Genomic DNA, 25,600 nt, shown 5'->3' with positions numbered 1-25,600 from the left:
AATCAATGACGGCCGAAAACGGGACGTTTACGGTCAAAGGTCCAGCCGGGGATCAGGTACTGCATCGGACCTGCGTCGTTACGCGCACCGCCAGGCAGACGTTTATAGGCCTCATGTGCCTTTTGTACCTGTTCCCAGTCCAGTTCCACGCCCAGACCGGGCGCATCAGGAACGGCAATTTTTCCGTTTTTAATCTCCAGCGGATTTTGGGTCAGGCGACAATCGCCCTCCTGCCAAATCCAGTGGGTATCGATAGCGGTAGGATTACCCGGTGCCGCCGCGCCCACATGGGTAAACATCGCCAGAGAGATATCGAAATGGTTATTAGAATGGCAGCCCCAGGTCAGCCCCCAGTCGTCGCAAAGCTGCGCCACACGGACTGCACCGGAAAGCGTCCAGAAGTGCGGATCGGCAAGTGGAATATCTACCGCATTGAGCATCACCGCATGACCCATTTCGCGCCAGTTGGTGGCGATCATGTTAGTCGCGACGGGCAAGCCGGTCGCCCGCCGAAACTCCGCCATCACTTCACGTCCGGAGAAGCCCTGTTCTGCGCCGCATGGATCTTCGGCATAGGTAAGAACATCATTCAGCCCTTTGCACAAAGAAATGGCTTCATCAAGCAGCCAGGCACCGTTGGGATCAACGGTAATCCGCGCATCCGGGAAGCTTTTCTTCAATGCACGAACAGTGTCGATTTCTTGCTCGCCAGGTAACACCCCGCCCTTAAGTTTGAAATCTTTAAAGCCGTAGCGATCCTGTGAGGCTTCCGCCAGACGCACAACGGCTTCGCTGTTCATCGCTTTCTGATGGCGCAACTGATACCACTCATGGTTGCCCGGCGTATTTTCCAGATAAGGAAGATCGGTTTTGGTCCGATCACCGATATAAAACAGATAACCGAGGACGGTAATAGTCTCGCGTTGCTTGCCTGGCCCCAACAGTTCGCAGACCGGAACATTCAGCGCCTTACCTAGCAGGTCAAGCAAGGCGGCTTCCAGCGCCGCCACGGCATTAACGCGCAATTCAAAAGTCCAGGCACCTTTGCCGAAGGTATCAAAATCGGCTGCCTGATTACCTTTATGCACCTGCTGAACCACTTTATTCAGGCGCGCAACTTCCTGGCCCAGAACCATCGGAATAGCATCGACCAGTGTTTGATAAATCACCTCTCCGCCCGGCGCTTCACCAATGCCGGTATGCCCGGCGTTATCGGTGAGTACCACAATATTGCGGGTGAAATATGCGTTATGTGCCCCACCAATATTAAGCAACATGCTATCGTGCCCGGCGACCGGAATGACTTTCATATCAGTAATAACAGGACTGGATTGTGTCGTCATCTTATTGCCCCGCGACAGGTTTCAGCTCGATACGCTTGATATCGCCCACCAGCACCAGGTAGCTCAGTACCGCGATTAAGGCATGAACACCAACATAAATCAGCGCCCCATTAAAGGAGCCAGTCGTGCCAACGATATAACCAATTGCGATTGGCGTGACGATGCCAGAAATGTTACCGAACATGTTGAACAGGCCACCGGAAAGACCGCTGATCTCTTTTGGCGCGGTATCTGCCATTACTGCCCAACCCAGCGCCCCGATGCCCTTACCGAAGAAGGCCAGCGCCATAAAGCCGATGATCATCCACTCAACGTTGACGTAGTTGCAGAACACCATCACCATCGACAGCAACATGCCCATTACGATCGGTGTTTTACGCGCAATGTTCAGCGATCCCGTGCGGCGCATCAGCCAGTCGGAAATAATCCCACCCAGCACACCGCCGATAAAACCGCAAACCGCCGGAACGGAAGCCACAAAGCCCGCTTTCAGAATCGACATCCCGCGTGCCTGCACCAGATAAACCGGGAACCAGGTAATAAAGAAGTAAGTCAGGGCGTTGATACAGTACTGACCGATATAAACGCCGATCATCATCCGTGACCCGAGCAGCTGTTTGATCTGCCCCCACTTCACGCTGAACGGCACTTTAACTTTAGTGTTTTGCTGATCCATATTGATCAGCGCGCCACCCGCGGCGATATACTCCAGCTCTTTCTGATTTACGCCCGGATGTTGATTTGGCTCGTGGATGACTTTCAACCAGATAAAGCTGATGACAATGCCCAGACCGCCCATAAAGAAGAAGACGTGTGACCAGCCCACTTCATGCGTCAGCCAGCCCATAATCGGCGCGAAGATAACCGTTGCGAAGTATTGGGCGGAGTTAAAAATCGACACCGCCGTTCCCCTTTCCTGCGCCGGAAACCAGGCCGCAACAATGCGACTGTTGCCGGGGAAAGATGGCGCTTCAGCAAGCCCGACCAGGAAGCGCAGCGTAAACAGGGCAACGATAATGCCGAATCCACTAAAGATATCGACGAAGCCTTGCAGCAAGGTAAACATCGACCAGATAAAGATCGACCAGAAGTAGACGCGTTTTGAACCAAAACGGTCCAGCAACCAGCCACCAGGGATCTGCCCGATAACATAAGCCCATGAGAAAGCAGAGAACACATAGCCCATTCCCACAGGATCAAGGCCGATATCTTTGGCCATTTCCGAACCGGCGATAGAGAGCGTAGCGCGGTCGCCGTAGTTGAAGGATGTGACGATAAACAACATCACCACTATCCAGTAACGAGCATTTGTGCGTTTTTCCACACTGCTCGCAGCCTGACTTAAAGAACTCATTGTTGCACTCCTGAAAATTCGCGTTAGCCACGCTCACTCTGGACTGCGACATCGCCAGGAAATCAGAGGTGACGTAGGGTGTTTTTTGCCGTTTTTATAGGTCGTTCGCCGAATACGGCGCGTGTTTATATCTGGCAATAGCAGTATAAAAAGCGCGCCATAGCGGCTCACCGTGCAACAACACAACATTAATGCGTTCAATGAGGCCCGATTTTGGCATTAGCCCTGGACGGTGGAATCCACTTCACGGAAATGAAAACAAGAACAAGAAAGGAAGGGTTAAAACGAAGAAATAAAGAAGAGTATGAAATGGATCGCTTGACTCCAGGCAAACGCCAGTAAAAATCCGCACTATGAAGCAGTTTTTACTGGCATTTGCCTGAAAAGATTCGATTCAGCACTGCTAAAACGGCATTTACCGCTCGCTGAACATATCAGGACAACAGCGTGCCCCAATGTTCGACCCACGGATTTGATTCCGTTTCCGGTTCCGGGTTCTCACTGGCGTCAATCAACAGCATTTCGCCAACCCGCTGAGCGCTCTGTTCCTGCAACAAGGCATCGAACTGTTTGCCGCCATTGCAGAAATTCACATAACTACTGTCGCCGAGCGCAATCACGCCATAACGCAGATTCGGCTGGAAGCCCAGACTATCTTTGATTCCCTGAAAGAGTGGCACAATGCTATCAGGAAGGTCGCCCTGCCCGGTCGTGGACGTAACCACCAGAACATACTTATCCTGATAGGGCAGCCAGTCGCTTAATTCAGGATCTTCAAATACCGTTGCTTTGTGGCCCTGCGCGGTCAGAATCGCTTCCGCTTCTTCGGCCACTAACAGTGAATTCCCGTACATGGTGCCGACAAAAATACCAATTTCCGCCATACCGTTTTCTCCCTGGATTAGGAACTTATCTCTCCATCCTGACCCGATGGCGCACTGAACTCAACCCTTTCATTTTCAGGAAGCAGACCGCGCCAGCCAAATTGTGATAACGCCTGCATCCAGGTGTCGTCCAGGCCCGCGTGAATAGTCAGCGGCTCGCCAGTAAAAGGATGCGTCAATGACAACTGACTGGCATGTAGCATTAACCGCTGGAGGCCAAAATGCTCAGCACCGCTGCGATTCTGGCGTAAATCGCCATGTTTGCTATCGCCAATAATCGGATGACGCAAATGGGCAAGATGTCGGCGAAGCTGATGTTTGCGTCCGGTTTTCGGCTCCAGTTCCACCAGGCCGTAGCGCGTGGTCGGGTAACGTCCGGTCGCTACCGGCATTTCTACGGTCGCCAGACCGCGATAATGCGTCACTGCTGGCTGCGGGCCTTTATCTTCGCGGGCAAATTTATCAGCGATTTTGTCCAGTTCTTCCACCAGTGGATAATCCAGCACCGCTTCTTCCATCAACCAGCCGCGCACAATCGCATGGTAACGTTTCTGGATTTGGTGCTGTTCAAACTGTTGTGCCAGCAGCCGTCCGGCCTCGCTGGATAATCCCATCAACAACACACCAGAAGTGGGTCGGTCCAGACGATGAGCAGTAAAAACATGCTGGCCTATCTGGTCACGCACGGTTTGCATGACCACTACTTTCTCGTCGCGATCCAGCCAGCTGCGGTGAACCAGCCAGCCGGAGGGTTTATTTACCGCAACCAGCCATTCATCCTGATAGAGTATTTCCAGCATTAGCTCGCATCATCCGCAAAAAGAGCATCCAGTTTTTCCAGCTCAGCCAGAATAAGCGCGCGTTGCGGATGGTCCGTCGCCAGCGCCATTTCATAATAGGGTGCAACGGCAAAAGCGCCCGGTAACGGCTGTTTGTTATCTAACAAATCGTGCATTCGCGGGATCAGCACCCACTGCAACCACTCCAGTGGTTCCATGGTGTCCATAAAGAACGGTTGGGTACTATTAAATTGATGCGGCTGGGGTTCATCGTTTCGCCAGTGCTGATGTTCACGCAGTAACGCTTCAAGCGTCTGCAACTGGAGACGAACGCGGTCATGAGTGGTCATAAAGCAACCTCAATAAGAAAAACTGCCGCGAAGGATAGCAGGAATAAAAAAAGGGAGCACTGTATTCACAGCGCTCCCGGTTCGTTTCGCAGCATTCCAGCTACTTTTGTTGCTCCCTGCTCATCCTTGACAACTTTTCCTCTGGCCTTGCGGCCAATCGTTCATCCTGAACTATTGCTTCCTGCTCACACCACCCCGATGTGATACTTCATCCTGAAGTGTCCCTGGCCTTCCTGACCCACCGAATCATCCTGACCGGTTCTCATTCTCCATCCTGGAGGTGTCCTTTAACGCGTCCTGCGTCATCCTCTTCGCTTCATCCAGAAGCCTTTCCCTGAAACACCATCCTGGTGCGTCCTGCAGAAGTGTCATCATCCTGATGTTCACTTCGTTGTCTGACTCCCTGTCGACGAAGATAGAATCGTCTTTTTCGCGAAGTCTTACAAGGCGCTTACAGACAATGCCTTAAGGAAAATTTCATATGAAAGTTAAGAATTAACAAGTAACATGTTGTTTTTAAATGAAAATAACGATTCTTATCTTTTTAAGTATTCGCTTATTTCCTGGCGATCTCCTACAGGGTCTGTAAGAGATCTCTCACAACCAGATGGGGTATTTGGATTACAGAAGAGGCTTAAGTTGATTAAGGAATTCCGCAAGATTTGAGGCTAAATGCGTCCGTTTACGTGTTCCCAGCGTCTCTTTGCACACTTCACCGGAGAGATTACACACCGAGATGACCTCTAACTCTTCTTCCAGCGTCGCGATAAATAGCGTGGGCGGCAGTTTTAGCCTTTTCTGAGTCACCAGATGACCAATCAGATTTTCCTGCACCCGACGGAAGTCGTCTTCACTCCAGGTTTGCAGCAATGTCAGTTTGATATCGCCAAACTGCGCGTGCATATCCCCGGCAAACTGAGTCGTATAAAAGGTATGAATTGTGGGTTGTATCACAATATCAAAAGCGCGTTCAACCGCGTTTACATTTTGTTCCCCGGTAAACGGCTGGGGTTGCCAGTATACGGCATCTTCGGTAGTTGAAATAATGCACGGTGAAGGAACACCGTACAGTTCCTCACTTAACGGCCAGCTTTTATGCTCTTCATGCCACGCATCGCAGTAGCGTGCAGTAAAATCTTTCAGGGCTTGTGCGGTCAAATCGTCCACTAATTTCTCTCTTCACTTAAACCAGATACACTTGTCGTTTAGTTTATCTGGTTTATGACGGTGAAACATGTCTTCTTATGCAAACCATCAGGCACTTGCGGGCCTGACTCTTGGAAAATCAACCGATTACCGGGATACCTATGACGCCAGCCTACTGCAAGGCGTTCCACGCAGCCTGAATCGCGACCCGCTGGGTCTGAAAGCGGATAACCTGCCTTTTCACGGTACGGATATCTGGACGCTGTATGAACTTTCCTGGCTGAATGCGAAAGGTTTGCCGCAGGTCGCTGTCGGTCATGTTGAACTTGATTACACCAGCGTAAATCTGATTGAGTCGAAGAGTTTTAAGCTCTATCTCAACAGTTTTAACCAGACGCGTTTTAATAACTGGGATGAGGTGCGCCAGACGCTGGAGCGCGACTTAAGCACTTGCGCTCAGGGTAAGATTAGCGTGGCGTTATATCGTCTTGATGAACTGGAAGGCCAGCCGATAGGTCATTTTAATGGCACTTGCATTGATGACCAGGATATCACTATCGATAACTATGAATTCACTACTGACTATCTGGAGAATGCCACCTGTGGTGAAAAAGTAGTGGAAGAGACGCTTGTCAGCCACCTGCTGAAATCAAACTGCCTGATCACCCATCAACCAGATTGGGGTTCGATCCAAATTCAGTATCGTGGACGCCAAATTGACAGAGAAAAACTGCTGCGTTACCTGGTCTCATTCCGTCATCACAACGAGTTCCACGAACAGTGCGTGGAACGCATCTTTAATGACCTGTTACGCTTCTGCCAGCCAGAAAAATTGAGCGTTTACGCACGTTATACCCGTCGTGGCGGTCTGGACATTAACCCGTGGCGCAGTAATAGCGATTTTGTCCCATCGACCACAAGACTGGTTCGGCAATAAATTTTTTCTCAATTTTGCGTGCTGGATTCACGCAGAAGGTTGTGAAAGGTCATCAGGCAGGGCTATTGTAATCAAAGGGAATGACGATATTCGTCCCATAAGGAGTTTTTCTTGATTACACATATTAGCCCGCTTGGCTCCATGGATATGTTGTCGCAGCTGGAAGTGGATATGCTTAAACGCACCGCCAGCAGCGACCTCTATCAACTGTTTCGCAACTGTTCACTTGCCGTACTGAACTCCGGTAGTTTGACCGATAACAGCAAAGAATTGCTGTCTCGTTTTGAAAATTTCGATATTAACGTCTTGCGCCGTGAACGCGGCGTAAAGCTGGAACTGATTAATCCCCCGGAAGAGGCTTTTGTCGATGGGCGAATTATTCGCGCTTTGCAGGCCAACTTGTTCGCGGTCCTGCGTGACATTCTCTTCGTTTACGGGCAAATCCATAACACCGTTCGTTTTCCCAACCTGAATCTCGACAACTCCGTCCACATCACTAACCTGGTCTTTTCCATCTTGCGTAACGCTCGCGCGCTGCATGTGGGTGAAGCGCCAAATATGGTGGTCTGCTGGGGCGGTCACTCAATTAACGAAAACGAGTATTTGTATGCCCGTCGCGTCGGAAACCAGCTGGGCCTGCGTGAGCTGAATATCTGCACCGGCTGTGGTCCGGGAGCGATGGAAGCGCCGATGAAAGGTGCTGCGGTCGGACACGCGCAGCAGCGTTACAAAGACAGTCGTTTTATTGGTATGACAGAGCCGTCGATTATCGCCGCTGAACCGCCTAACCCGCTGGTCAACGAATTGATCATCATGCCGGATATCGAAAAACGTCTGGAAGCGTTTGTCCGTATCGCTCACGGCATCATTATCTTCCCTGGCGGTGTGGGTACGGCAGAAGAGTTGCTGTATTTGCTGGGAATTTTAATGAACCCGGCCAACAAAGATCAGGTTTTACCATTGATCCTCACCGGCCCGAAAGAGAGCGCCGACTACTTCCGCGTACTGGACGAGTTTGTCGTGCATACGCTGGGTGAAAACGCGCGCCGCCATTACCGCATCATCATTGATGACGCCGCTGAAGTCGCTCGTCAGATGAAAAAATCGATGCCGCTGGTGAAAGAAAATCGCCGTGATACAGGCGATGCCTACAGCTTTAACTGGTCAATGCGCATTGCGCCAGATTTGCAAATGCCGTTTGAGCCGTCTCACGAGAATATGGCTAATCTGAAGCTTTACCCGGATCAACCTGTTGAAGTGCTGGCTGCCGACCTGCGCCGTGCGTTCTCCGGTATTGTGGCGGGTAACGTAAAAGAAGTCGGTATTCGCGCCATTGAAGAGTTTGGTCCTTACAAAATCAACGGCGATAAAGAGATTATGCGTCGTATGGACGACCTGCTACAGGGTTTTGTTGCCCAGCATCGTATGAAGCTGCCAGGCTCAGCCTACATCCCTTGCTACGAAATCTGCACGTAATCTCCGCTCCCCCGGTGACGTTTGTTGCCGGGTTTTCTCGTTTTTGGTCACTTACTCATCAACTCATTTCATTTGTTATATGAATGTTTCTTACCACCCTCACGCGACAAATATCATCACAGTTAATATGTCATACAATTTATGTTGCAACGCAAACGTTTCCCTATTTTCATAAACCGTATTTTATCGCTATGAAAAAGAAATTATCGCCATGATTAACTAAAAGTATTGATTTTTTCAGTTCAACCTACATATATTGCGCGCCCCGGAAGAAGTCAGATGTCGTTTAATGGGCAAATATTGCCCTTAAATTCTCTTTTACTTTTGATTTACAGAGTAAAGCGTTGGGATAATCTATCTTCCAAGTAGATTATTGTATTTGGGATCAAGATCACTGATAGATACATAACTTGTGTGTATCTTTCCGCCCTCAAATTATTACGGCGGTAAATGATTAAGCCATCGCCGATAGACAGATTTCATTTTTACGGTCAGGCACCTTCCCGGGCTGAACTGGCTAAAAGCTGAATTATTTGCATTCCTCCAGGAGAAATAGATGGAAACGACTCAAACCAGCACGATTGCGTCGAAAGACTCTCGTAGTGCCTGGCGCAAGACAGACACCATGTGGATGCTGGGCCTTTACGGCACGGCAATCGGCGCGGGCGTGCTGTTCCTGCCAATCAACGCCGGTGTTGGCGGTATGATCCCGCTGATCATCATGGCTATCCTTGCGTTCCCGATGACGTTTTTTGCTCACCGCGGCCTGACTCGCTTCGTACTGTCTGGTAAAAACCCGGGCGAAGACATCACCGAGGTTGTAGAAGAACACTTTGGTATTGGCGCAGGTAAACTGATTACCCTGCTCTATTTCTTCGCTATCTACCCGATCCTGCTGGTTTATAGCGTAGCAATCACCAATACAGTTGAAAGCTTCATGTCTCACCAGCTGGGTATGACACCACCGCCGCGTGCGATTCTGTCGCTGATCCTGATCGTGGGTATGATGACCATCGTTCGCTTCGGTGAGCAGATGATCGTTAAAGCGATGAGTATTCTGGTATTCCCGTTTGTTGGCGTACTGATGCTGCTGGCTCTGTACCTGATCCCGCAGTGGAACGGCGCAGCACTGGAAACGCTGTCTCTGGACACTGCATCTGCAACCGGGAACGGTCTGTGGATGACCCTGTGGCTGGCAATTCCGGTAATGGTGTTCTCGTTCAACCACTCTCCGATCATCTCTTCTTTCGCCGTTGCGAAGCGTGAAGAGTACGGCGATATGGCAGAACAGAAATGCTCGAAGATCCTTGCATTCGCACACATCATGATGGTGCTGACCGTAATGTTCTTCGTCTTCAGCTGCGTACTGAGCCTGACTCCGGCAGACCTGGCTGCGGCTAAAGAGCAGAACATCTCGATTCTGTCTTACCTGGCTAACCACTTTAACGCACCGGTTATCGCGTGGATGGCTCCGATTATCGCGATTATCGCTATCACCAAATCCTTCCTCGGCCACTACCTGGGCGCACGTGAAGGCTTCAACGGTATGGTGATTAAATCTCTGCGTGGTAAAGGTAAGTCTATCGAAATCAACAAGCTGAACCGTATCACTGCGCTGTTCATGCTGGTAACGACCTGGATTGTTGCCACCCTGAACCCGAGCATCCTGGGTATGATTGAAACCCTGGGCGGCCCAATCATCGCGATGATCCTGTTCCTGATGCCGATGTACGCAATTCAGAAAGTACCGGCAATGCGTAAGTACAGCGGTCACATCAGCAACGTATTCGTTGTCGTGATGGGTCTGATTGCAATCTCCGCAATCTTCTACTCTCTGTTCAGCTAAGTCCTTTCGCGCCGCTTTCGGGCGGCGCTTCCTCCGTTTTAACGCGATGTATTTCCTATGATTAGCGTATTCGATATTTTCAAAATCGGCATTGGCCCTTCCAGTTCTCATACCGTTGGACCAATGAAAGCGGGTAAACAATTTACCGACGATCTGATTGCCCATAATCTGCTTAAAGACGTGACCCGCGTGGTGGTTGACGTGTACGGCTCGCTCTCTCTGACCGGTAAAGGCCACCACACTGATATCGCCATTATTATGGGCCTGGCGGGTAACCTGCCGGATACCGTGGATATCGATTCCATCCCTGGTTTTATTCAGGATGTGAATACTCATGGTCGCCTGATGCTGGCAAACGGTCAGCATGAAGTGGAGTTCCCGGTTGATCAGTGCATGAACTTCCATGCAGACAACCTTTCTCTGCATGAAAACGGTATGCGCATTACCGCGCTGGCGGGCGATAAAGTCGTTTACAGCCAGACTTACTACTCTATTGGCGGTGGCTTTATCGTTGATGAAGAGCATTTTGGCCAGCAGAATAGCGCACCGGTTGAAGTTCCTTATCCGTACAGTTCAGCAGCCGATCTGCAAAAACATTGTCAGGAAACCGGGCTGTCACTCTCTGGCCTGATGATGAAAAATGAGCTGGCGCTGCACAGCAAAGAAGAGCTGGAACAGCACCTGGCGAACGTATGGGAAGTCATGCGTGGCGGTATTGAGCGCGGTATTTCCACCGAAGGCGTGTTGCCTGGCAAACTGCGCGTTCCACGCCGTGCTGCGGCACTACGCCGGATGCTGGTCAGCCAGGATAAAACCACCACTGACCCGATGGCGGTTGTTGACTGGATCAACATGTTTGCACTGGCAGTGAACGAAGAGAACGCTGCTGGCGGACGCGTGGTGACTGCGCCGACTAACGGTGCGTGCGGGATTATCCCGGCAGTGCTGGCGTACTACGACAAGTTTATCCGCGAAGTGAACGCTAACTCACTGGCTCGTTACCTGCTGGTAGCCAGCGCCATTGGTTCTCTTTATAAGATGAACGCGTCAATTTCTGGTGCTGAAGTCGGCTGCCAGGGTGAAGTTGGTGTGGCGTGCTCAATGGCGGCGGCTGGTCTGGCAGAACTGTTAGGTGCAAGCCCGGCGCAGGTGTGCATCGCGGCGGAAATCGCCATGGAGCACAACCTCGGTCTGACGTGTGACCCGGTCGCCGGACAGGTCCAGGTGCCATGCATCGAGCGTAACGCCATTGCGGCAGTAAAAGCGGTGAACGCCGCACGTATGGCGCTACGCCGTACCAGCGAGCCGCGCGTCTGCCTCGATAAAGTTATCGAAACCATGTACGAAACAGGTAAAGATATGAACGCCAAGTACCGCGAAACCTCTCGCGGCGGCCTGGCAATGAAGATCGTTGCCTGCGATTAATCGCTCTCCAGAGGCCTCGTTTTGCGAGGCCTCTTCCCGATTTCTCATCCAGCCGTAGCCTGTTCCGGCATCGAATGTTACCCTTATCGCCTGATCTTTAAGGGGGTTATCGTGGCTGTTCATTTGCTTATTGTCGATGCACTGAATCTTATTCGTCGCATTCATGCCGTTCAGGGATCGCCCTGTGTCGAAACCTGCCAGCATGCGCTCGATCAGCTCATTATGCACAGCCAGCCAACCCACGCGGTCGCCGTTTTTGATGATGAAAACCGCAGTAGCGGCTGGCGTCATCAGCGTTTACCAGATTACAAAGCGGGTCGACCGCCAATGCCGGAAGAGTTGCACGACGAGATGCCTGCATTACGCGCCGCCTTTGAGCAACGCGGCGTCCCGTGCTGGTCAACCAGCGGCAACGAAGCCGATGACTTAGCCGCCACGCTGGCGGTCAAAGTGACACAGGCCGGGCATCAGGCAACGATTGTTTCGACAGATAAAGGCTACTGTCAGTTACTTTCACCGACATTACGTATTCGTGATTACTTCCAGAAACGTTGGCTGGATGCGCCATTTATCGATAAAGAATTTGGCGTTCAACCGCAGCAGTTGCCCGATTACTGGGGACTTGCGGGGATCAGCAGTTCAAAGGTACCGGGTGTTGCGGGAATCGGACCAAAAAGCGCCACGCAGCTGCTGGTCGAGTTTCAGAGTCTGGAAGGGATATATGAGAATCTGGATGCGGTTGCCGAAAAGTGGCGCAAAAAATTAGAAACCCATAAAGAGATGGCGTTTCTGTGCCGCGATATTGCCCGCTTACAAACCGATTTGCATATCGACGGCAATTTACAGCAATTGCGGTTGGTACGGTAACGGCGAGCCGGATACGCCGCAAACGTCGTATCCGGCATTATCACATCAGCGCATTTACCAGGCGGTATGGTAAAGCTCTACAATATCCTCAAGCGTTGCTTCACGCGGGTTGCCACCGGTACAAACATCATCCAGTGCCGCCTGCGCCAGTGCCGGAATGTCTTCCTTGCGTACACCAACATCACGCAAATGTGGCGGAATACCGACATCACGGTTGAGAGCAAACACCGCTTCAACAGCGGCATTACGCGCCTCTTCCAGGCTCATACCTTCCACTTTCACGCCCATAACGCGCGCGATATCGCGGTACTTCTCACCGGTAAAGTCAGCGTTATAACGCATGACATGCGGTAACAGGATGGCGTTCGCAACACCGTGTGGAGTGTTATAAAACGCGCCCAGTGGATGCGCCATACCATGCACCAACCCTAACCCAACATTCGAGAAGCCCATACCCGCAACATACTGCCCGAGCGCCATTTCTTCTCCGGCATCCTTATCACCAGCAACCGATCCTCGCAGCGCCCCAGCAATGATTTCAATCGCTTTAATGTGCAGTGCATCGGTTAGCGCCCACGCGCCACGGGTAATATACCCCTCAATAGCATGAGTGAGCGCATCGACACCCGTCGCAGCTTTCAGCGCTGGAGGCATACCATCCATCATGTCAGCGTCAATAAACGCCACCTGCGGGATATCATGCGGATCAACGCAAACAAACTTGCGCCGTTTCTCTTCGTCAGTGATCACGTAGTTAATGGTCACTTCTGCCGCAGTACCTGCTGTGGTAGGAATTGCCAGAATCGGTACACTGGGTTTATTGGTCGGGGAAAGCCCTTCCAGGCTACGCACATCGGCAAACTCCGGGTTGTTGCTGATAATGCCAATCGCTTTACAAGTATCCTGTGGAGAACCACCACCAATAGCGATCAGGTAATCCGCGCCGCTATTCTGGAATACACCGAGCCCTTCTTTGACGACAGTAATTGTTGGGTTGGGCACTACGCCGTCGTAAATCGCCCATGCCAGCCCTGCAGCATCCATCTTATCGGTCACTTTCGCCACCACGCCGCATTGCACCAGCGTTTTATCGGTGACGATCAGCGCCTTCTGATAACCACGGCGTTTCACCTCATCGGTTAAAGCCCCAACAGCACCCCGACCAAACCATGCCGTTTCGTTCAGAATCATTCTGTTAGCCATCATCCTTCTCCTTGTTGCTTTACGAAATTACTCTTCAATCCGTAACCCATAGGTTTTGAATTTCTCCAGCACTACGGCAATCTCTTCATCGCTCAGCACTGGCACCGGGTCCGTAATCGCCAGGGTCGTCAGGTAAAGTTGCGCCAGCACTTCAACTTCATGCGCCAGCCATAACGCTTTTTCCAGATTCACCTCACAAGCGATAAGCCCATGATGTTGTAACAAAGTTGCCTTACGATTTTTGAGAGCCAGCGCAACATGTTCAGAAAGTTCGCGTGTTCCAAAGGTCGCATAAGGCGCGCAAGGAATAGAATTACCGCCAGCCGCCGCAATCATGTAGTGAATAGCGGGGATCGGTCGGTTAAGAATGGAAACTGCTGTGCAATGAACGGCATGATTGTGAACAACCGCGTTGGCATCCGGTCTGCTTTGATAGGCCGCCATATGGAAACGCCATTCGCTTGAGGGGAGCTTTCCTTCCTCATGTTTACCGTTGCCATCAATAAAGACAATATGCGACTCCGTCAGTTTTTCATATGGAATGCCTGTAGGCGTAATCAGCATCCCATCCTGATAACGTACACTGACGTTCCCCGCTGTCCCCTGGTTCAGTCCCAGGCGGGTCATTTCCAGGCAAGTGTCAATAATCTGACGAGCAAGTTTATTTCGTTCCATTAGCTACCTCTCTCTGATTCAAAACAGGGCAATAATGTTGTTCCTTTCACACTATTGAATTAGCCGTTTAATTACCCACCATCTTCTTCCTGATTAACAAGAAAGAAATTCACAAGCTTATATTTTGTGACCTGGTTCAACTAATCACAGTAAATAACTGCAAGTTCTCTTTTTATAACCCCATTAAAAATGACCGCTCTTAAAAATATTTATCAAAACGGTCATTTTTCTACTTCTCCCAGCCAGGAATGCCCGTTTTCGGCACAAACAATTAATACGGTCATCTGGTTTGTGTTTTTTATGATTTATTTTCTGAAACGGGCATGAAATTTCGATTATTAAAGTGATGGTAGTCACATAAAGTCACCTTCCAGCTAATAAGTGTGACCGCCGTCATATTACAGAGCGTTTTTTATTTGAAAATGAATCCATGAGTTCATTTCAGACAGGCAAATATTCACTGATATGAAGCCCGAACTCGCTGGTTTTGCACTTTTGAAAACATAACCGATTACGTGCTTAAGCTTCTGAACCTAAGAGGATGCTATGGGAAACACATCAATACAAACGCAGAGTTACCGTGCGGTAGATAAAGATGCAGGGCAAAGCAGAAGTTACATTATTCCATTCGCGCTGCTGTGCTCACTGTTTTTTCTTTGGGCGGTAGCCAATAACCTTAACGACATTTTATTACCTCAATTCCAGCAGGCTTTTACGCTGACAAATTTCCAGGCTGGCCTGATCCAATCGGCCTTTTACTTTGGTTATTTCATTATCCCAATCCCTGCTGGGATATTGATGAAAAAACTCAGTTATAAAGCAGGGATTATTACCGGATTATTTTTATATGCCTTGGGCGCTGCATTATTCTGGCCCGCTGCAGAAATAATGAACTACACCTTATTTTTAGTTGGCCTATTTATTATTGCAGCCGGATTAGGTTGTCTGGAAACTGCCGCAAACCCTTTTGTTACGGTATTAGGGCCAGAAAGCAGTGGTCACTTCCGCTTAAATCTTGCGCAAACATTTAACTCGTTTGGCGCAATTATCGCGGTTGTCTTTGGGCAAAGTCTTATTTTGTCTAACGTGCCACATCAATCGCAAGACGTTCTCGATAAAATGTCTCCAGAGCAATTGAGTGCGTATAAACACAGCCTGGTATTATCGGTACAGACACCTTATATGATCATCGTGGCTATCGTGTTACTGGTCGCCCTGCTGATCATGCTGACGAAATTCCCGGCATTGCAGAGTGATAATCACAGTGACGCCAAACAAGGATCGTTCTCCGCATCGCTTTCTCGTCTGGCGCGTATTCGTCACTGGCGCTGGGCGGTATTAGCGCAATTCTGCTATGTCGGCGCACAAACGGCCTGCTGGAGCTATTTGATTCGCTACGCTGTAGAAGAAATTCCAGGTATGACTGCAGGCTTTGCCGCTAACTATTTAACCGGAACCATGGTGTGCTTCTTTATTGGTCGTTTCACCGGTACCTGGCTCATCAGTCGCTTCGCACCACACAAAGTCCTGGCCGCCTACGCATTAATCGCTATGGCACTGTGCCTGATCTCAGCCTTCGCTGGCGGTCATGTGGGCTTAATAGCCCTGACTTTATGCAGCGCCTTTATGTCGATTCAGTACCCAACAATCTTCTCGCTGGGCATTAAGAATCTCGGCCAGGACACCAAATACGGTTCGTCCTTCATCGTTATGACCATTATTGGCGGCGGTATTGTCACTCCGGTCATGGGTTTTGTCAGTGACGCGGCGGGCAACATCCCCACTGCTGAACTGATCCCCGCACTCTGCTTCGCGGTCATCTTTATCTTTGCCCGTTTCCGTTCTCAAACGGCAACTAACTGAACATATTTTCCGAATAAAGTGAGGAATCTGTAATGAAAAAAATCAGCTTACCGAAAATTGGTATCCGCCCGGTTATTGACGGTCGTCGCATGGGTGTTCGTGAGTCGCTTGAAGAACAAACAATGAATATGGCGAAAGCTACGGCCGCACTGCTGACCGAGAAACTGCGCCATGCCTGCGGAGCTGCCGTCGAGTGTGTCATTTCCGATACCTGTATCGCGGGTATGGCTGAAGCCGCTGCTTGCGAAGAAAAATTCAGCAGTCAGAATGTAGGCCTCACCATTACGGTAACGCCTTGCTGGTGCTATGGCAGTGAAACCATCGACATGGATCCAACCCGCCCGAAAGCCATTTGGGGCTTTAACGGCACTGAACGTCCCGGCGCTGTTTACCTGGCAGCGGCTCTGGCAGCTCACAGCCAGAAAGGCATCCCGGCATTCTCCATTTACGGTCATGACGTTCAGGATGCCGATGACACATCGATTCCTGCCGATGTTGAAGAAAAACTGCTGCGCTTTGCCCGCGCCGGTTTGGCCGTCGCCAGCATGAAAGGTAAAAGCTATCTGTCGCTGGGCGGCGTTTCGATGGGTATCGCCGGTTCTATTGTTGATCACAACTTCTTTGAATCCTGGCTGGGAATGAAAGTCCAGGCGGTGGATATGACCGAACTGCGTCGCCGTATCGATCAGCAGATTTACGACGAAGCCGAACTGGAAATGGCGCTGGCCTGGGCTGATAAAAACTTCCGCTATGGCGAAGATGAAAATAACAAACAGTATCAACGTAATGCCGAGCAAAGCCGCGCAGTTCTGCGCGAAAGTTTACTGATGGCGATGTGTATCCGCGACATGATGCAAGGCAACAGCAAACTGGCCGATATTGGTCGCGTGGAAGAATCACTTGGCTACAACGCCATCGCTGCGGGCTTCCAGGGGCAACGTCACTGGACCGATCAATATCCCAATGGTGACACCGCCGAAGCGATCCTCAACAGTTCATTTGACTGGAATGGCGTGCGCGAACCCTTTGTCGTGGCGACCGAAAACGACAGTCTTAACGGCGTGGCAATGCTAATGGGTCACCAGCTCACCGGCACCGCTCAGGTATTTGCCGATGTGCGTACCTACTGGTCACCAGAAGCAATTGAGCGTGTAACGGGGCATAAACTCGATGGACTGGCAGAACACGGCATCATCCATTTGATCAACTCAGGTTCTGCTGCGCTGGACGGTTCCTGTAAACAACGCGACAGCGAAGGTAACCCGACGATGAAGCCACACTGGGAAATCTCTCAGCAAGAGGCTGACGCTTGCCTCGCCGCTACCGAATGGTGCCCGGCGATCCACGAATACTTCCGTGGCGGCGGTTACTCTTCCCGCTTCCTTACCGAAGGCGGCGTCCCGTTCACCATGACTCGTGTCAACATCATCAAAGGCCTGGGACCGGTACTGCAAATCGCGGAAGGCTGGAGCGTGGAATTGCCGAAGGATGTGCATGACATCCTCAACAAACGCACCAACTCAACCTGGCCAACCACCTGGTTTGCACCGCGCCTCACCGGTAAAGGGCCGTTTACGGATGTGTACTCGGTAATGGCGAACTGGGGCGCTAACCATGGGGTTCTGACCATCGGCCACGTTGGCGCAGACTTTATCACTCTCGCCTCCATGCTGCGTATCCCGGTATGTATGCACAACGTTGAAGAGACCAAAGTGTATCGTCCTTCTGCCTGGGCTGCGCACGGCATGGATATTGAAGGCCAGGATTACCGCGCTTGCCAGAACTACGGCCCGTTGTACAAGCGTTAATACATTACTCCCTGATGTGATGCCCGGTCGCTCCGGCTACCGGGCCTGAACAAGCAAGAGTGGTTAGCCGGATAAGCAATGTTATCCGGCTATATTGCAGGAGCGATTATGAAACAAGAAGTTATCCTGGTACTCGACTGTGGCGCGACCAATGTCAGGGCCATCGCGGTTAATCGGCAGGGAAAAATTGTTGCCCGCGCCTCAACGCCTAATGCCAGCGATATCGCGATGGAAAACAACACCTGGCACCAGTGGTCTTTAGACGCCATTTTGCAACGCTTTGCTGATTGCTGTCGGCAAATCAATAGTGAACTGACTGAATGCCACATCCGCGGTATCGCCGTCACCACCTTTGGTGTGGATGGCGCTCTGGTAGATAAGCAAGGCAATCTGCTCTATCCGATCATTAGCTGGAAATGTCCGCGAACAGCAGCGGTTATGGACAATATTGAACAGTTGATCTCCGCACAGCGGTTGCAGGCTATTTCTGGCGTCGGAGCCTTTAGTTTCAATACGTTATATAAGTTGGTGTGGTTGAAAGAAAATCATCCACAACTGCTGGAACGCGCGCACGCCTGGCTCTTTATTTCGTCGCTGATTAACCACCGTTTAACCGGCGAATTCACTACTGATATCACGATGGCCGGAACCAGCCAGATGCTGGATATCCAGCAACGCGATTTCAGTCCGCAAATTTTACAAGCCACTGGTATTCCACGCCGACTCTTCCCTCGTCTGGTGGAAGCGGGTGAACAGATTGGTACGCTACAGAACAGCGCCGCAGCAATGCTCGGCTTACCCGTTGGCATACCGGTGATTTCCGCAGGTCACGATACCCAGTTCGCCCTTTTTGGCGCTGGTGCCGAACAAAATGAACCCGTGCTCTCCTCCGGTACATGGGAAATTTTAATGGTCCGTAGCGCCCAGGTTGATACTTCGCTGTTAAGTCAGTACGCCGGTTCCACCTGCGAACTGGATAGCCAGGCAGGATTGTATAACCCAGGTATGCAATGGCTGGCATCCGGCGTGCTGGAATGGGTGAGAAAACTGTTCTGGACGGCTGAAACACCCTGGCAAATGTTGATTGAAGAGGCTCGTCTGATCGCGCCTGGCGCGGATGGCGTGAAAATGCAGTGTGATTTATTGTCGTGTCAGAACGCTGGCTGGCAAGGAGTGACGCTTAATACCACGCGGGGGCATTTCTATCGCGCGGCGCTGGAAGGGTTAACCGCGCAATTACAGCGCAATCTACAGATGCTGGAAAAAATCGGGCACTTTAAAGCCTCTGAATTATTGTTAGTCGGTGGAGGAAGTCGCAACACATTGTGGAATCAGATTAAAGCCAATATGCTTGATATTCCGGTAAAAGTTCTCGACGACGCCGAAACGACCGTCGCAGGAGCTGCGCTGTTCGGTTGGTATGGCGTAGGGGAATTTAACAGCCCGGAAGAAGCCCGCGCGCAGATTCATTATCAGTACCGTTATTTCTACCCGCAAACTGAACCTGAATTTATAGAGGAAGTGTGAAATGCTGAAAACAATTTCGCCGTTAATTTCTCCCGAACTATTGAAAGTGCTGGCAGAGATGGGGCATGGAGATGAAATTATTTTTTCCGATGCTCACTTTCCCGCCCATTCGATGGGACCGCAGGTGATCCGCGCTGATGGCCTGTTGGTGAGCGACTTGCTCCAGGCGATTATCCCGTTATTTGAACTGGACAGTTATGCACCGCCGCTGGTGATGATGGCGGCGGTAGAAGGTGACACTCTCGATCCTGAAGTAGAACGACGTTACCGTAATGCGCTTTCACTACAAGCCCCGTGTCCTGACATCATCCGCATCAATCGTTTTGCGTTTTATGAACGGGCGCAAAAAGCCTTTGCGATCGTTATCACAGGCGAACGAGCGAAGTACGGGAATATTCTTTTAAAAAAAGGGGTAACACCGTAATCTCATACCGGTACGCCCGCATGACGCGGGCGGTTATCGAATGATGGGGTGAAAAATATGAAAGCGGCACGCCAGCAAGCGATAGTCGACCTGCTGCTGAACCATACCAGCCTGACCACGGAAGCTCTCTCTGAACAGCTAAAGGTCAGTAAAGAAACCATTCGTCGCGATCTCAATGAATTACAGACGCAGGGTAAAATTCTGCGCAATCATGGACGCGCTAAATATATCCACCGTCAAAATCAAGACAGTGGCGATCCCTTTCACATCAGGCTGAAAAGCCATTATGCGCATAAAGCAGATATCGCGCGCGAGGCGCTCGCGTGGATTGAAGAAGGGATGGTGATAGCCTTAGACGCCAGTTCAACTTGCTGGTATCTGGCACGCCAGTTGCCTGACATCAACATTCAGGTCTTCACCAATAGCCATCCGATTTGCCATGAACTCGGTAAACGCGAACGCATTCAACTGATCAGTTCCGGCGGCACACTTGAGCGCAAATATGGCTGTTACGTCAATCCCTCGCTGATTTCCCAACTTAAATCGCTGGAAATCGATCTGTTTATTTTTTCTTGTGAAGGGATCGATAGCAGCGGCGCACTGTGGGACTCCAATGCCATCAACGCTGATTACAAATCGATGCTATTAAAACGTGCCGCGCAATCGTTGTTATTGATTGATAAAAGTAAATTTAATCGTTCAGGGGAAGCCCGCATCGGGCATCTGGATGAGGTAACGCACATTATTTCTGATGAGCGCCAGGTTGCAACTTCTTTGGTAACAGCCTGACGGAAAGGGTAGCAGGCCGGAGACGACGCCCCGGCCTTGCCTGTTATCGCTCGTCGCGACGACCACCCACCGCAGCCCAGATGCGGCGGACGTGCACCGTCACTTCTTCGCGATCGTGATACAACTGCCGCGCCTGAATCTGAGCATTTATGCCATGTTCATCAAGCTGTGCCTGAATATACGCCAGATTGTGTGACACTTCTTCGTAGCGTTTTTTCATCGGCAGTTTGAGGTTGAAAATGGTTTCACGACACCAGCCATTAACCAGCCACTGCGCCATCAATGCCGCAACTTTCGCCGGTTTTTCAACCATATCGCATACCATCCAGGAGATATTGCTGCGTGTCGGACGGAATTTAAACCCGTCTTCCCGCAGCCACGTCACCTGCCCGGTATCCATCAGACTTTGCGCCATCGGGCCGTTGTCGACGGAATAAACCCACATGTTGCGCTTCACCAGTTGGTAGGTCCAGCCGCCTGGGCAAGCGCCCAAATCCACCGCCCACATCCCGTTCGCCAGGCGTTCATCCCACTCATCCGCAGGAATAAACACATGAAATGCCTCTTCCAGTTTGAGCGTAGAACGACTCGGCGCATCTGCCGGAAATTTCAGGCGCGGAATGCCCATATAGAACGGCGAATTATTGTTGCTGTATGAGTAACCGGTATAGCAGCAGCCTGGTGCAATGAAGAATACATGCACTACCGGACGCTTCGGCGTTTCATAGTTCGCCAGCACCCCGGCATCGCGCAAGGCAGCGCGTAGCGGCACGGTGAATTTACGGCAGAATTTCAGCAACTCTTTGCTTTCGTTGGTATCGGCAACTTCAACACGCAGTTCACCGCCCTTCTCTACTACGCCCTGTAACATGCCGACAATGGGGGTAATACGATCTTCTGGCGGCAAATGCTGCAGGAGTTCCCCCACCACAAACCACTGGCGGGCAAAAATTAATGAACTGAACGGCAGCTCACGGATTAACTTATCGCCATCATCAGGTTGATAACATTCATAAATGACATAACCCGCATTCTCTTTCACGCGGGCAAAACCGAAAATTTCCCGCTGGCCGGCTTTATCGGTAATTTCTGCGGCGCACTCTTTTTCAAAGCCCGGACGGCACAGCAATACAACCTTATTCATGACTTACGCCCTTGCGCTTTAAACGGATAGCACCAACTAACATTAACGCCCAGCCCGCAAGGAAGCTCACGCCGCCAACCGGAGTGACAAACGCCCACAAACGCAGATGGGACAGTGCCAGGCAATAAAGGCTGCCGCTGAACAGCACCGTGCCTAACGCGAGGAAAACGCTACTCCAGTAAAACCAGATACTGATGCGACGCTGCATTGCCACCGCCAGACCTAAGATCGCCAGCGTATGAAACGCCTGGTATTCTAGGCCGGTCTGGATCCAGCCCATCTCAACGGCCCCCATGGTTTTACTTAACACATGCGCGCCAAAAGCGCCCAGAGCCACAAAAATGAAGCCGCTAATGGCGGCGAAAATCAGCATAAAACGGCTGGTCATGGTCGTACCCTACGTAAATTATTGTTCATAACGAAAGCGGAATTTTTCTTGTTCAGCAGCGGCTTTCGCCAGGATCCATTGGCGAAAGGCGGCTATTTTACCCAGTTCTGCCTGACTGTCATGACAAACCAGATAAAAAGCATTTTTACTGACCAGAACATCATTAAACGGGCAAACAAGACGTCCGGCCTCGATTTCAGATTGCGCCATCACGTTATTTGCCAGCGCCACTCCCTGCCCGTGGATAGCCGCTTGCAGCACCATGGCGCTATGGCTAAAAATTGGCCCTTGCTGAACGTTGATATGATTTAACCCCAACTGTCGGGTATATGTCTGCCAGTCACGGCGCGAAGCATCATGTAATAACGTATGTTTAGCCAGATCTTCCGGTGTCTTCAAGGGTTTTTCGCCAGTCAGCAGTAGCGGCGAACACACCGGCAATAAATATTCGGCGTACAGTTTTTCCACCCGTAGCCCCGGCCAGTTGCCCCGACCATAAAATATCGCCACATCAACATCATCCGCCAGCTTATCTTCCTGACGATCAACCGCCTGGATTCGAACGTCAATTCCCGGATAAGCTGAATTAAAGCTGGAAAGTCGCGGAACCAACCAATGAATGGCGAAACTGGGGAGTAAACTGACCGTCAACGCCCCCTTGGCGCTACGGGCCTGGAGTTTACGCGTCGCTTCGGTTAATTGCGAAAATATCTCTTTGATATCGAGGAAATAGCTTTGCCCTTCCTCGGTCAGCAGGAGTGAACGATTACGGCGGCGGAACAGTTTTAGCCCCAAAAAATCCTCAAGAGACTTGATTTGATGACTTACTGCGGCTTGGGTCACAAAAAGCTCTTCTGCTGCGCGAGTGAAACTTAAATGGCGTGCTGCGGCATCAAAAACTCGTAAGGCATTTAGCGGTGGTAATCGTTTAGACATGGCTATTAAACTTTGATGTTAAATGAATTTAACAATTAGATCACACTATGTAACCTATTAGTTTTTTTAATCTGAGCCATTATAAATTGTCCGTTGAGCTTCTACCAGCAAATACCTATAGTGGCGGCACTTCCTGAGCCGGAACGAAAAGTTTTATCGGAATGCGTGTTCTGGTGAACTTTTGGCTTACGGTTGTGATGTTGTGTTGTTGTGTTTGCAATTGGTCTGCGATTCAGACCATGGTAGCAAAGCTACCTTTTTTCACTTCCTGTACATTTACCCTGTCTGTCCATAGTGATTAATGTAGCACCGCCTAATTGCGGTGCTTTTTTTTACCTTGCGATCGCGAATTACTGATCCAGTTCGACCATCTCTTTCACGTCAGTACGGTTGATCTGCTGTTTGTTGCCATTAGCGTCTTTATACGAAATCATACCGGTATCGTTATCAGTCTGTGGTTTGCCGTCAGAGACGATGGTACGTCCGTCATTGGTGTGCATCACATAGTTCGAACCGGAACAGGCGCTCAGGGCAAAAGTCAGCATACAGGCAGAAATAATTGCGGCAGTCTTTTTCATCATCTTCTCCTTAAAGCGATTAATAAATCTTAATAGTATTGATTAACAGGCTAAAATTAACGCCTAACACTATTCAGCATATGTTACTTACGCGGCTTCGCCAGGATATCCAGATAATTCTGATGGTTAGCACTCTCCTTGTATCAAAGTGAATTTTGCGTCACGATCGGTGCATCAAGCCGAGGAGTACCATGAACGTTTTTAATCCCGCGCAGTTTCGCGCCCAGTTTCCCGCACTACAGGATGCGGGCGTCTATCTCGACAGCGCCGCGACCGCGCTTAAACCTGAAGCCGTGGTTGAAGCCACCCAACAGTTTTACAGTCTGAGCGCCGGAAACGTCCATCGCAGCCAGTTTGCCGAAGCCCAACGCCTGACCGCGCGTTATGAAGCTGCACGAGAGAAAGTGGCGCAATTACTGAATGCACCGGATGATAAAACTATCGTCTGGACGCGCGGCACCACTGAATCCATCAACATGGTGGCACAATGCTATGCGCGTCCGCGTCTGCAACCGGGCGATGAGATTATTGTCAGCGTGGCAGAACACCACGCCAACCTCGTCCCCTGGCTGATGGTCGCCCAACAAACTGGAGCCAAAGTGGTGAAATTGCCGCTTAATGCGCAGCGACTGCCGGATGTCGATTTGTTGCCAGAACTGATTACTCCCCGTAGTCGGATTCTGGCGTTGGGTCAGATGTCGAACGTTACTGGCGGTTGCCCGGATCTGGCGCGAGCGATTACCTTTGCTCATTCAGCCGGGATGGTGGTGATGGTTGATGGTGCTCAGGGGGCAGTGCATTTCCCCGCGGATGTTCAGCAACTGGATATTGATTTCTATGCTTTTTCAGGTCACAAACTGTATGGCCCGACAGGTATCGGCGTGCTGTATGGTAAATCAGAACTGCTGGAGGCGATGTCGCCCTGGCTGGGCGGCGGCAAAATGGTTCACGAAGTGAGTTTTGACGGCTTCACGACTCAATCTGCGCCGTGGAAACTGGAAGCTGGAACGCCAAATGTCGCTGGTGTCATAGGATTAAGCGCGGCGCTGGAATGGCTGGCAGATTACGATATCAACCAGGCCGAAAGCTGGAGCCGTAGCTTAGCAACGCTGGCGGAAGATGCGCTGGCGAAACGTCCCGGCTTTCGTTCATTCCGCTGCCAGGATTCCAGCCTGCTGGCCTTTGATTTTGCTGGCGTTCATCATAGCGATATGGTGACGCTGCTGGCGGAGTACGGTATTGCCCTGCGGGCCGGGCAGCATTGCGCTCAGCCGCTACTGGCAGAATTAGGCGTAACCGGCACACTGCGCGCCTCTTTTGCGCCATATAATACAAAGAGTGATGTGGATGCGCTGGTGAATGCCGTTGACCGCGCGCTGGAATTATTGGTGGATTAATGACAAACCCGCAATTCGCCGGACATCCGTTCGGCACAACCGTAACCGCAGAAACGTTACGCAATACCTTCGCACCGTTGACGCAATGGGAAGATAAATATCGCCAGTTGATCATGCTGGGGAAACAGCTTCCGGCATTGCCAGACGAGTTAAAAGCGCAGGCTAAAGAGATTGCCGGATGCGAAAACCGCGTCTGGCTAGGATATACAGTGGCTGAAAACGGCAAAATGCATTTCTTTGGCGACAGCGAAGGGCGCATTGTGCGCGGCCTGCTGGCGGTGTTGTTGACTGCCGTTGAGGGGAAAACCGCCGCCGAGTTGCAGGCACAGTCACCACTGGCATTGTTTGATGAGCTGGGATTACGTGCGCAGCTTAGCGCCTCACGCAGCCAGGGGTTAAATGCGTTAAGCGAGGCGATTATCGCTGCGACGAAGCAGGTTTAAGCACAGAACCGGGTCGGA

At 50.9% G+C, this 25,600-nt stretch carries 24 protein-coding genes; 12 read left to right on the top strand and 12 right to left on the bottom strand.

The features are described from left to right. Positions 1-2: 2 nt before the first annotated feature. The 6 genes from ACU8XX_RS05330 to syd all read right to left on the bottom strand — a co-directional run bounded on the left by ACU8XX_RS05330 (position 3) and on the right by syd (position 5,877). Positions 3-1,343, bottom strand: a complete 1,341-nt coding sequence (locus tag ACU8XX_RS05330) for an enolase C-terminal domain-like protein (RefSeq protein WP_000211764.1) — start codon at positions 1,341-1,343, stop codon at positions 3-5. 1 nt (position 1,344) lies between these two features. Beyond that, entirely contained in the window at positions 1,345-2,697 is a 1,353-nt protein-coding gene (gene gudP, locus ACU8XX_RS05325; protein ID WP_000097082.1) for a galactarate/glucarate/glycerate transporter GudP, read from the bottom strand. 434 nt (positions 2,698-3,131) lie between these two features. Beyond that, on the bottom strand, positions 3,132-3,581 hold the full coding sequence (locus tag ACU8XX_RS05320; protein WP_000807751.1) for a flavodoxin: 450 nt from the start codon (positions 3,579-3,581) through the stop codon (positions 3,132-3,134). A 17-nt stretch (positions 3,582-3,598) separates the two neighbouring features. Next, positions 3,599-4,381: a tRNA pseudouridine(65) synthase TruC gene (gene truC / locus ACU8XX_RS05315; protein WP_000890001.1), complete on the bottom strand. Its 783-nt coding sequence runs from the start codon at positions 4,379-4,381 to the stop codon at positions 3,599-3,601. Beyond that, on the bottom strand, positions 4,381-4,710 hold the full coding sequence (locus ACU8XX_RS05310) for a YqcC family protein (RefSeq protein ID WP_000207003.1): 330 nt from the start codon (positions 4,708-4,710) through the stop codon (positions 4,381-4,383). Before ACU8XX_RS05310 ends, truC begins: the two co-directional genes overlap by 1 nt. A 621-nt stretch (positions 4,711-5,331) precedes the next feature. Continuing rightward, positions 5,332-5,877, bottom strand: a complete 546-nt coding sequence (gene syd, locus ACU8XX_RS05305) for a SecY-interacting protein (RefSeq protein WP_000342431.1) — start codon at positions 5,875-5,877, stop codon at positions 5,332-5,334. Positions 5,878-5,944: 67 nt separating this feature from the next. Here syd and queF point away from each other — a divergent pair, with 67 nt between their 5' ends. The 5 genes from queF (at position 5,945) to xni (ending at position 12,407) form a co-directional block, all read left to right on the top strand. Next, a complete protein-coding gene (gene queF, locus ACU8XX_RS05300) occupies positions 5,945-6,793 on the top strand; it encodes an NADPH-dependent 7-cyano-7-deazaguanine reductase QueF (RefSeq protein WP_000100420.1) in 849 nt (282 codons plus the stop codon). Positions 6,794-6,904: 111 nt separating this feature from the next. Next, positions 6,905-8,269 carry a nucleotide 5'-monophosphate nucleosidase PpnN gene (ppnN, locus tag ACU8XX_RS05295; protein ID WP_000627995.1) on the top strand — a complete coding sequence of 455 codons (1,365 nt, stop codon included), beginning with the start codon at positions 6,905-6,907 and terminating at the stop codon, positions 8,267-8,269. Between the two features lie 556 nt (positions 8,270-8,825). Then, complete coding sequence (gene sdaC, locus ACU8XX_RS05290; RefSeq protein ID WP_000450476.1) at positions 8,826-10,115, top strand: HAAAP family serine/threonine permease SdaC; 1,290 nt, start codon at positions 8,826-8,828, stop codon at positions 10,113-10,115. Positions 10,116-10,172: 57 nt separating this feature from the next. Beyond that, positions 10,173-11,540, top strand: coding sequence for an L-serine ammonia-lyase II (gene sdaB, locus ACU8XX_RS05285; RefSeq protein WP_000626368.1), 1,368 nt, complete (start codon positions 10,173-10,175; stop codon positions 11,538-11,540). A 111-nt stretch (positions 11,541-11,651) separates the two neighbouring features. Continuing rightward, positions 11,652-12,407 (top strand): flap endonuclease Xni, encoded by a 756-nt coding sequence (xni, locus tag ACU8XX_RS05280; RefSeq protein ID WP_000268232.1) that lies wholly within the window; start codon positions 11,652-11,654, stop codon positions 12,405-12,407. Between the two features lie 54 nt (positions 12,408-12,461). On the opposite strand, the gene fucO is transcribed toward xni, so the two are convergent. Together fucO and fucA are read right to left on the bottom strand one after the other, a co-directional pair. Next, positions 12,462-13,610 (bottom strand): lactaldehyde reductase, encoded by a 1,149-nt coding sequence (fucO, locus tag ACU8XX_RS05275; RefSeq protein ID WP_000013588.1) that lies wholly within the window; start codon positions 13,608-13,610, stop codon positions 12,462-12,464. 27 nt (positions 13,611-13,637) lie between these two features. Next, positions 13,638-14,285 (bottom strand): L-fuculose-phosphate aldolase, encoded by a 648-nt coding sequence (gene fucA, locus ACU8XX_RS05270; RefSeq protein ID WP_000440775.1) that lies wholly within the window; start codon positions 14,283-14,285, stop codon positions 13,638-13,640. A 546-nt stretch (positions 14,286-14,831) separates the two neighbouring features. Here fucA and fucP point away from each other — a divergent pair. From fucP to fucR, 5 genes are all read left to right on the top strand, one after another. Beyond that, positions 14,832-16,148 carry an L-fucose:H+ symporter permease gene (fucP, locus tag ACU8XX_RS05265; RefSeq protein ID WP_000528603.1) on the top strand — a complete coding sequence of 439 codons (1,317 nt, stop codon included), beginning with the start codon at positions 14,832-14,834 and terminating at the stop codon, positions 16,146-16,148. Between the two features lie 32 nt (positions 16,149-16,180). After that, positions 16,181-17,956 (top strand): L-fucose isomerase, encoded by a 1,776-nt coding sequence (fucI, locus tag ACU8XX_RS05260; protein ID WP_000724176.1) that lies wholly within the window; start codon positions 16,181-16,183, stop codon positions 17,954-17,956. A gap of 108 nt (positions 17,957-18,064) precedes the next feature. Then, positions 18,065-19,483 (top strand): L-fuculokinase, encoded by a 1,419-nt coding sequence (gene fucK / locus ACU8XX_RS05255; RefSeq protein WP_000808378.1) that lies wholly within the window; start codon positions 18,065-18,067, stop codon positions 19,481-19,483. 1 nt (position 19,484) lies between these two features. Further along, positions 19,485-19,907: an L-fucose mutarotase gene (fucU, locus tag ACU8XX_RS05250; protein WP_000920840.1), complete on the top strand. Its 423-nt coding sequence runs from the start codon at positions 19,485-19,487 to the stop codon at positions 19,905-19,907. A 57-nt stretch (positions 19,908-19,964) separates the two neighbouring features. Continuing rightward, a complete protein-coding gene (fucR, locus tag ACU8XX_RS05245; protein WP_000642344.1) occupies positions 19,965-20,696 on the top strand; it encodes an L-fucose operon activator in 732 nt (243 codons plus the stop codon). A gap of 43 nt (positions 20,697-20,739) precedes the next feature. Here the strand turns inward: fucR and rlmM are convergent, their stop codons facing one another. From rlmM to ACU8XX_RS05225, 4 genes are all read right to left on the bottom strand, one after another. Then, the gene (gene rlmM, locus ACU8XX_RS05240) at positions 20,740-21,840 is read right to left on the bottom strand and encodes a 23S rRNA (cytidine(2498)-2'-O)-methyltransferase RlmM (protein WP_001045520.1); all 1,101 of its coding nucleotides are present in this window, start codon (positions 21,838-21,840) and stop codon (positions 20,740-20,742) included. Then, positions 21,833-22,228 (bottom strand): DUF423 domain-containing protein, encoded by a 396-nt coding sequence (locus ACU8XX_RS05235; protein ID WP_000203905.1) that lies wholly within the window; start codon positions 22,226-22,228, stop codon positions 21,833-21,835. The genes rlmM and ACU8XX_RS05235 overlap by 8 nt, the downstream gene beginning before the upstream one ends. A gap of 18 nt (positions 22,229-22,246) precedes the next feature. After that, entirely contained in the window at positions 22,247-23,164 is a 918-nt protein-coding gene (gcvA, locus tag ACU8XX_RS05230; protein ID WP_000044401.1) for a glycine cleavage system transcriptional regulator GcvA, read from the bottom strand. A gap of 350 nt (positions 23,165-23,514) precedes the next feature. After that, positions 23,515-23,742: a YgdI/YgdR family lipoprotein gene (locus ACU8XX_RS05225; protein WP_000750398.1), complete on the bottom strand. Its 228-nt coding sequence runs from the start codon at positions 23,740-23,742 to the stop codon at positions 23,515-23,517. 191 nt (positions 23,743-23,933) lie between these two features. On the opposite strand from ACU8XX_RS05225, the gene csdA reads away from it, so the two are divergent. Together csdA and csdE are read left to right on the top strand one after the other, a co-directional pair. Then, positions 23,934-25,139 carry a cysteine desulfurase CsdA gene (gene csdA / locus ACU8XX_RS05220; protein WP_001300698.1) on the top strand — a complete coding sequence of 402 codons (1,206 nt, stop codon included), beginning with the start codon at positions 23,934-23,936 and terminating at the stop codon, positions 25,137-25,139. Beyond that, entirely contained in the window at positions 25,139-25,582 is a 444-nt protein-coding gene (gene csdE, locus ACU8XX_RS05215) for a cysteine desulfurase sulfur acceptor subunit CsdE (RefSeq protein ID WP_000184261.1), read from the top strand. The genes csdA and csdE overlap by 1 nt, the downstream gene beginning before the upstream one ends. Positions 25,583-25,600 lie beyond the last annotated feature (18 nt).

The organism is Escherichia sp. MAL-1, from assembly GCF_052948035.1.
This window is presented reverse-complemented; position numbering and strand designations above follow the sequence as displayed.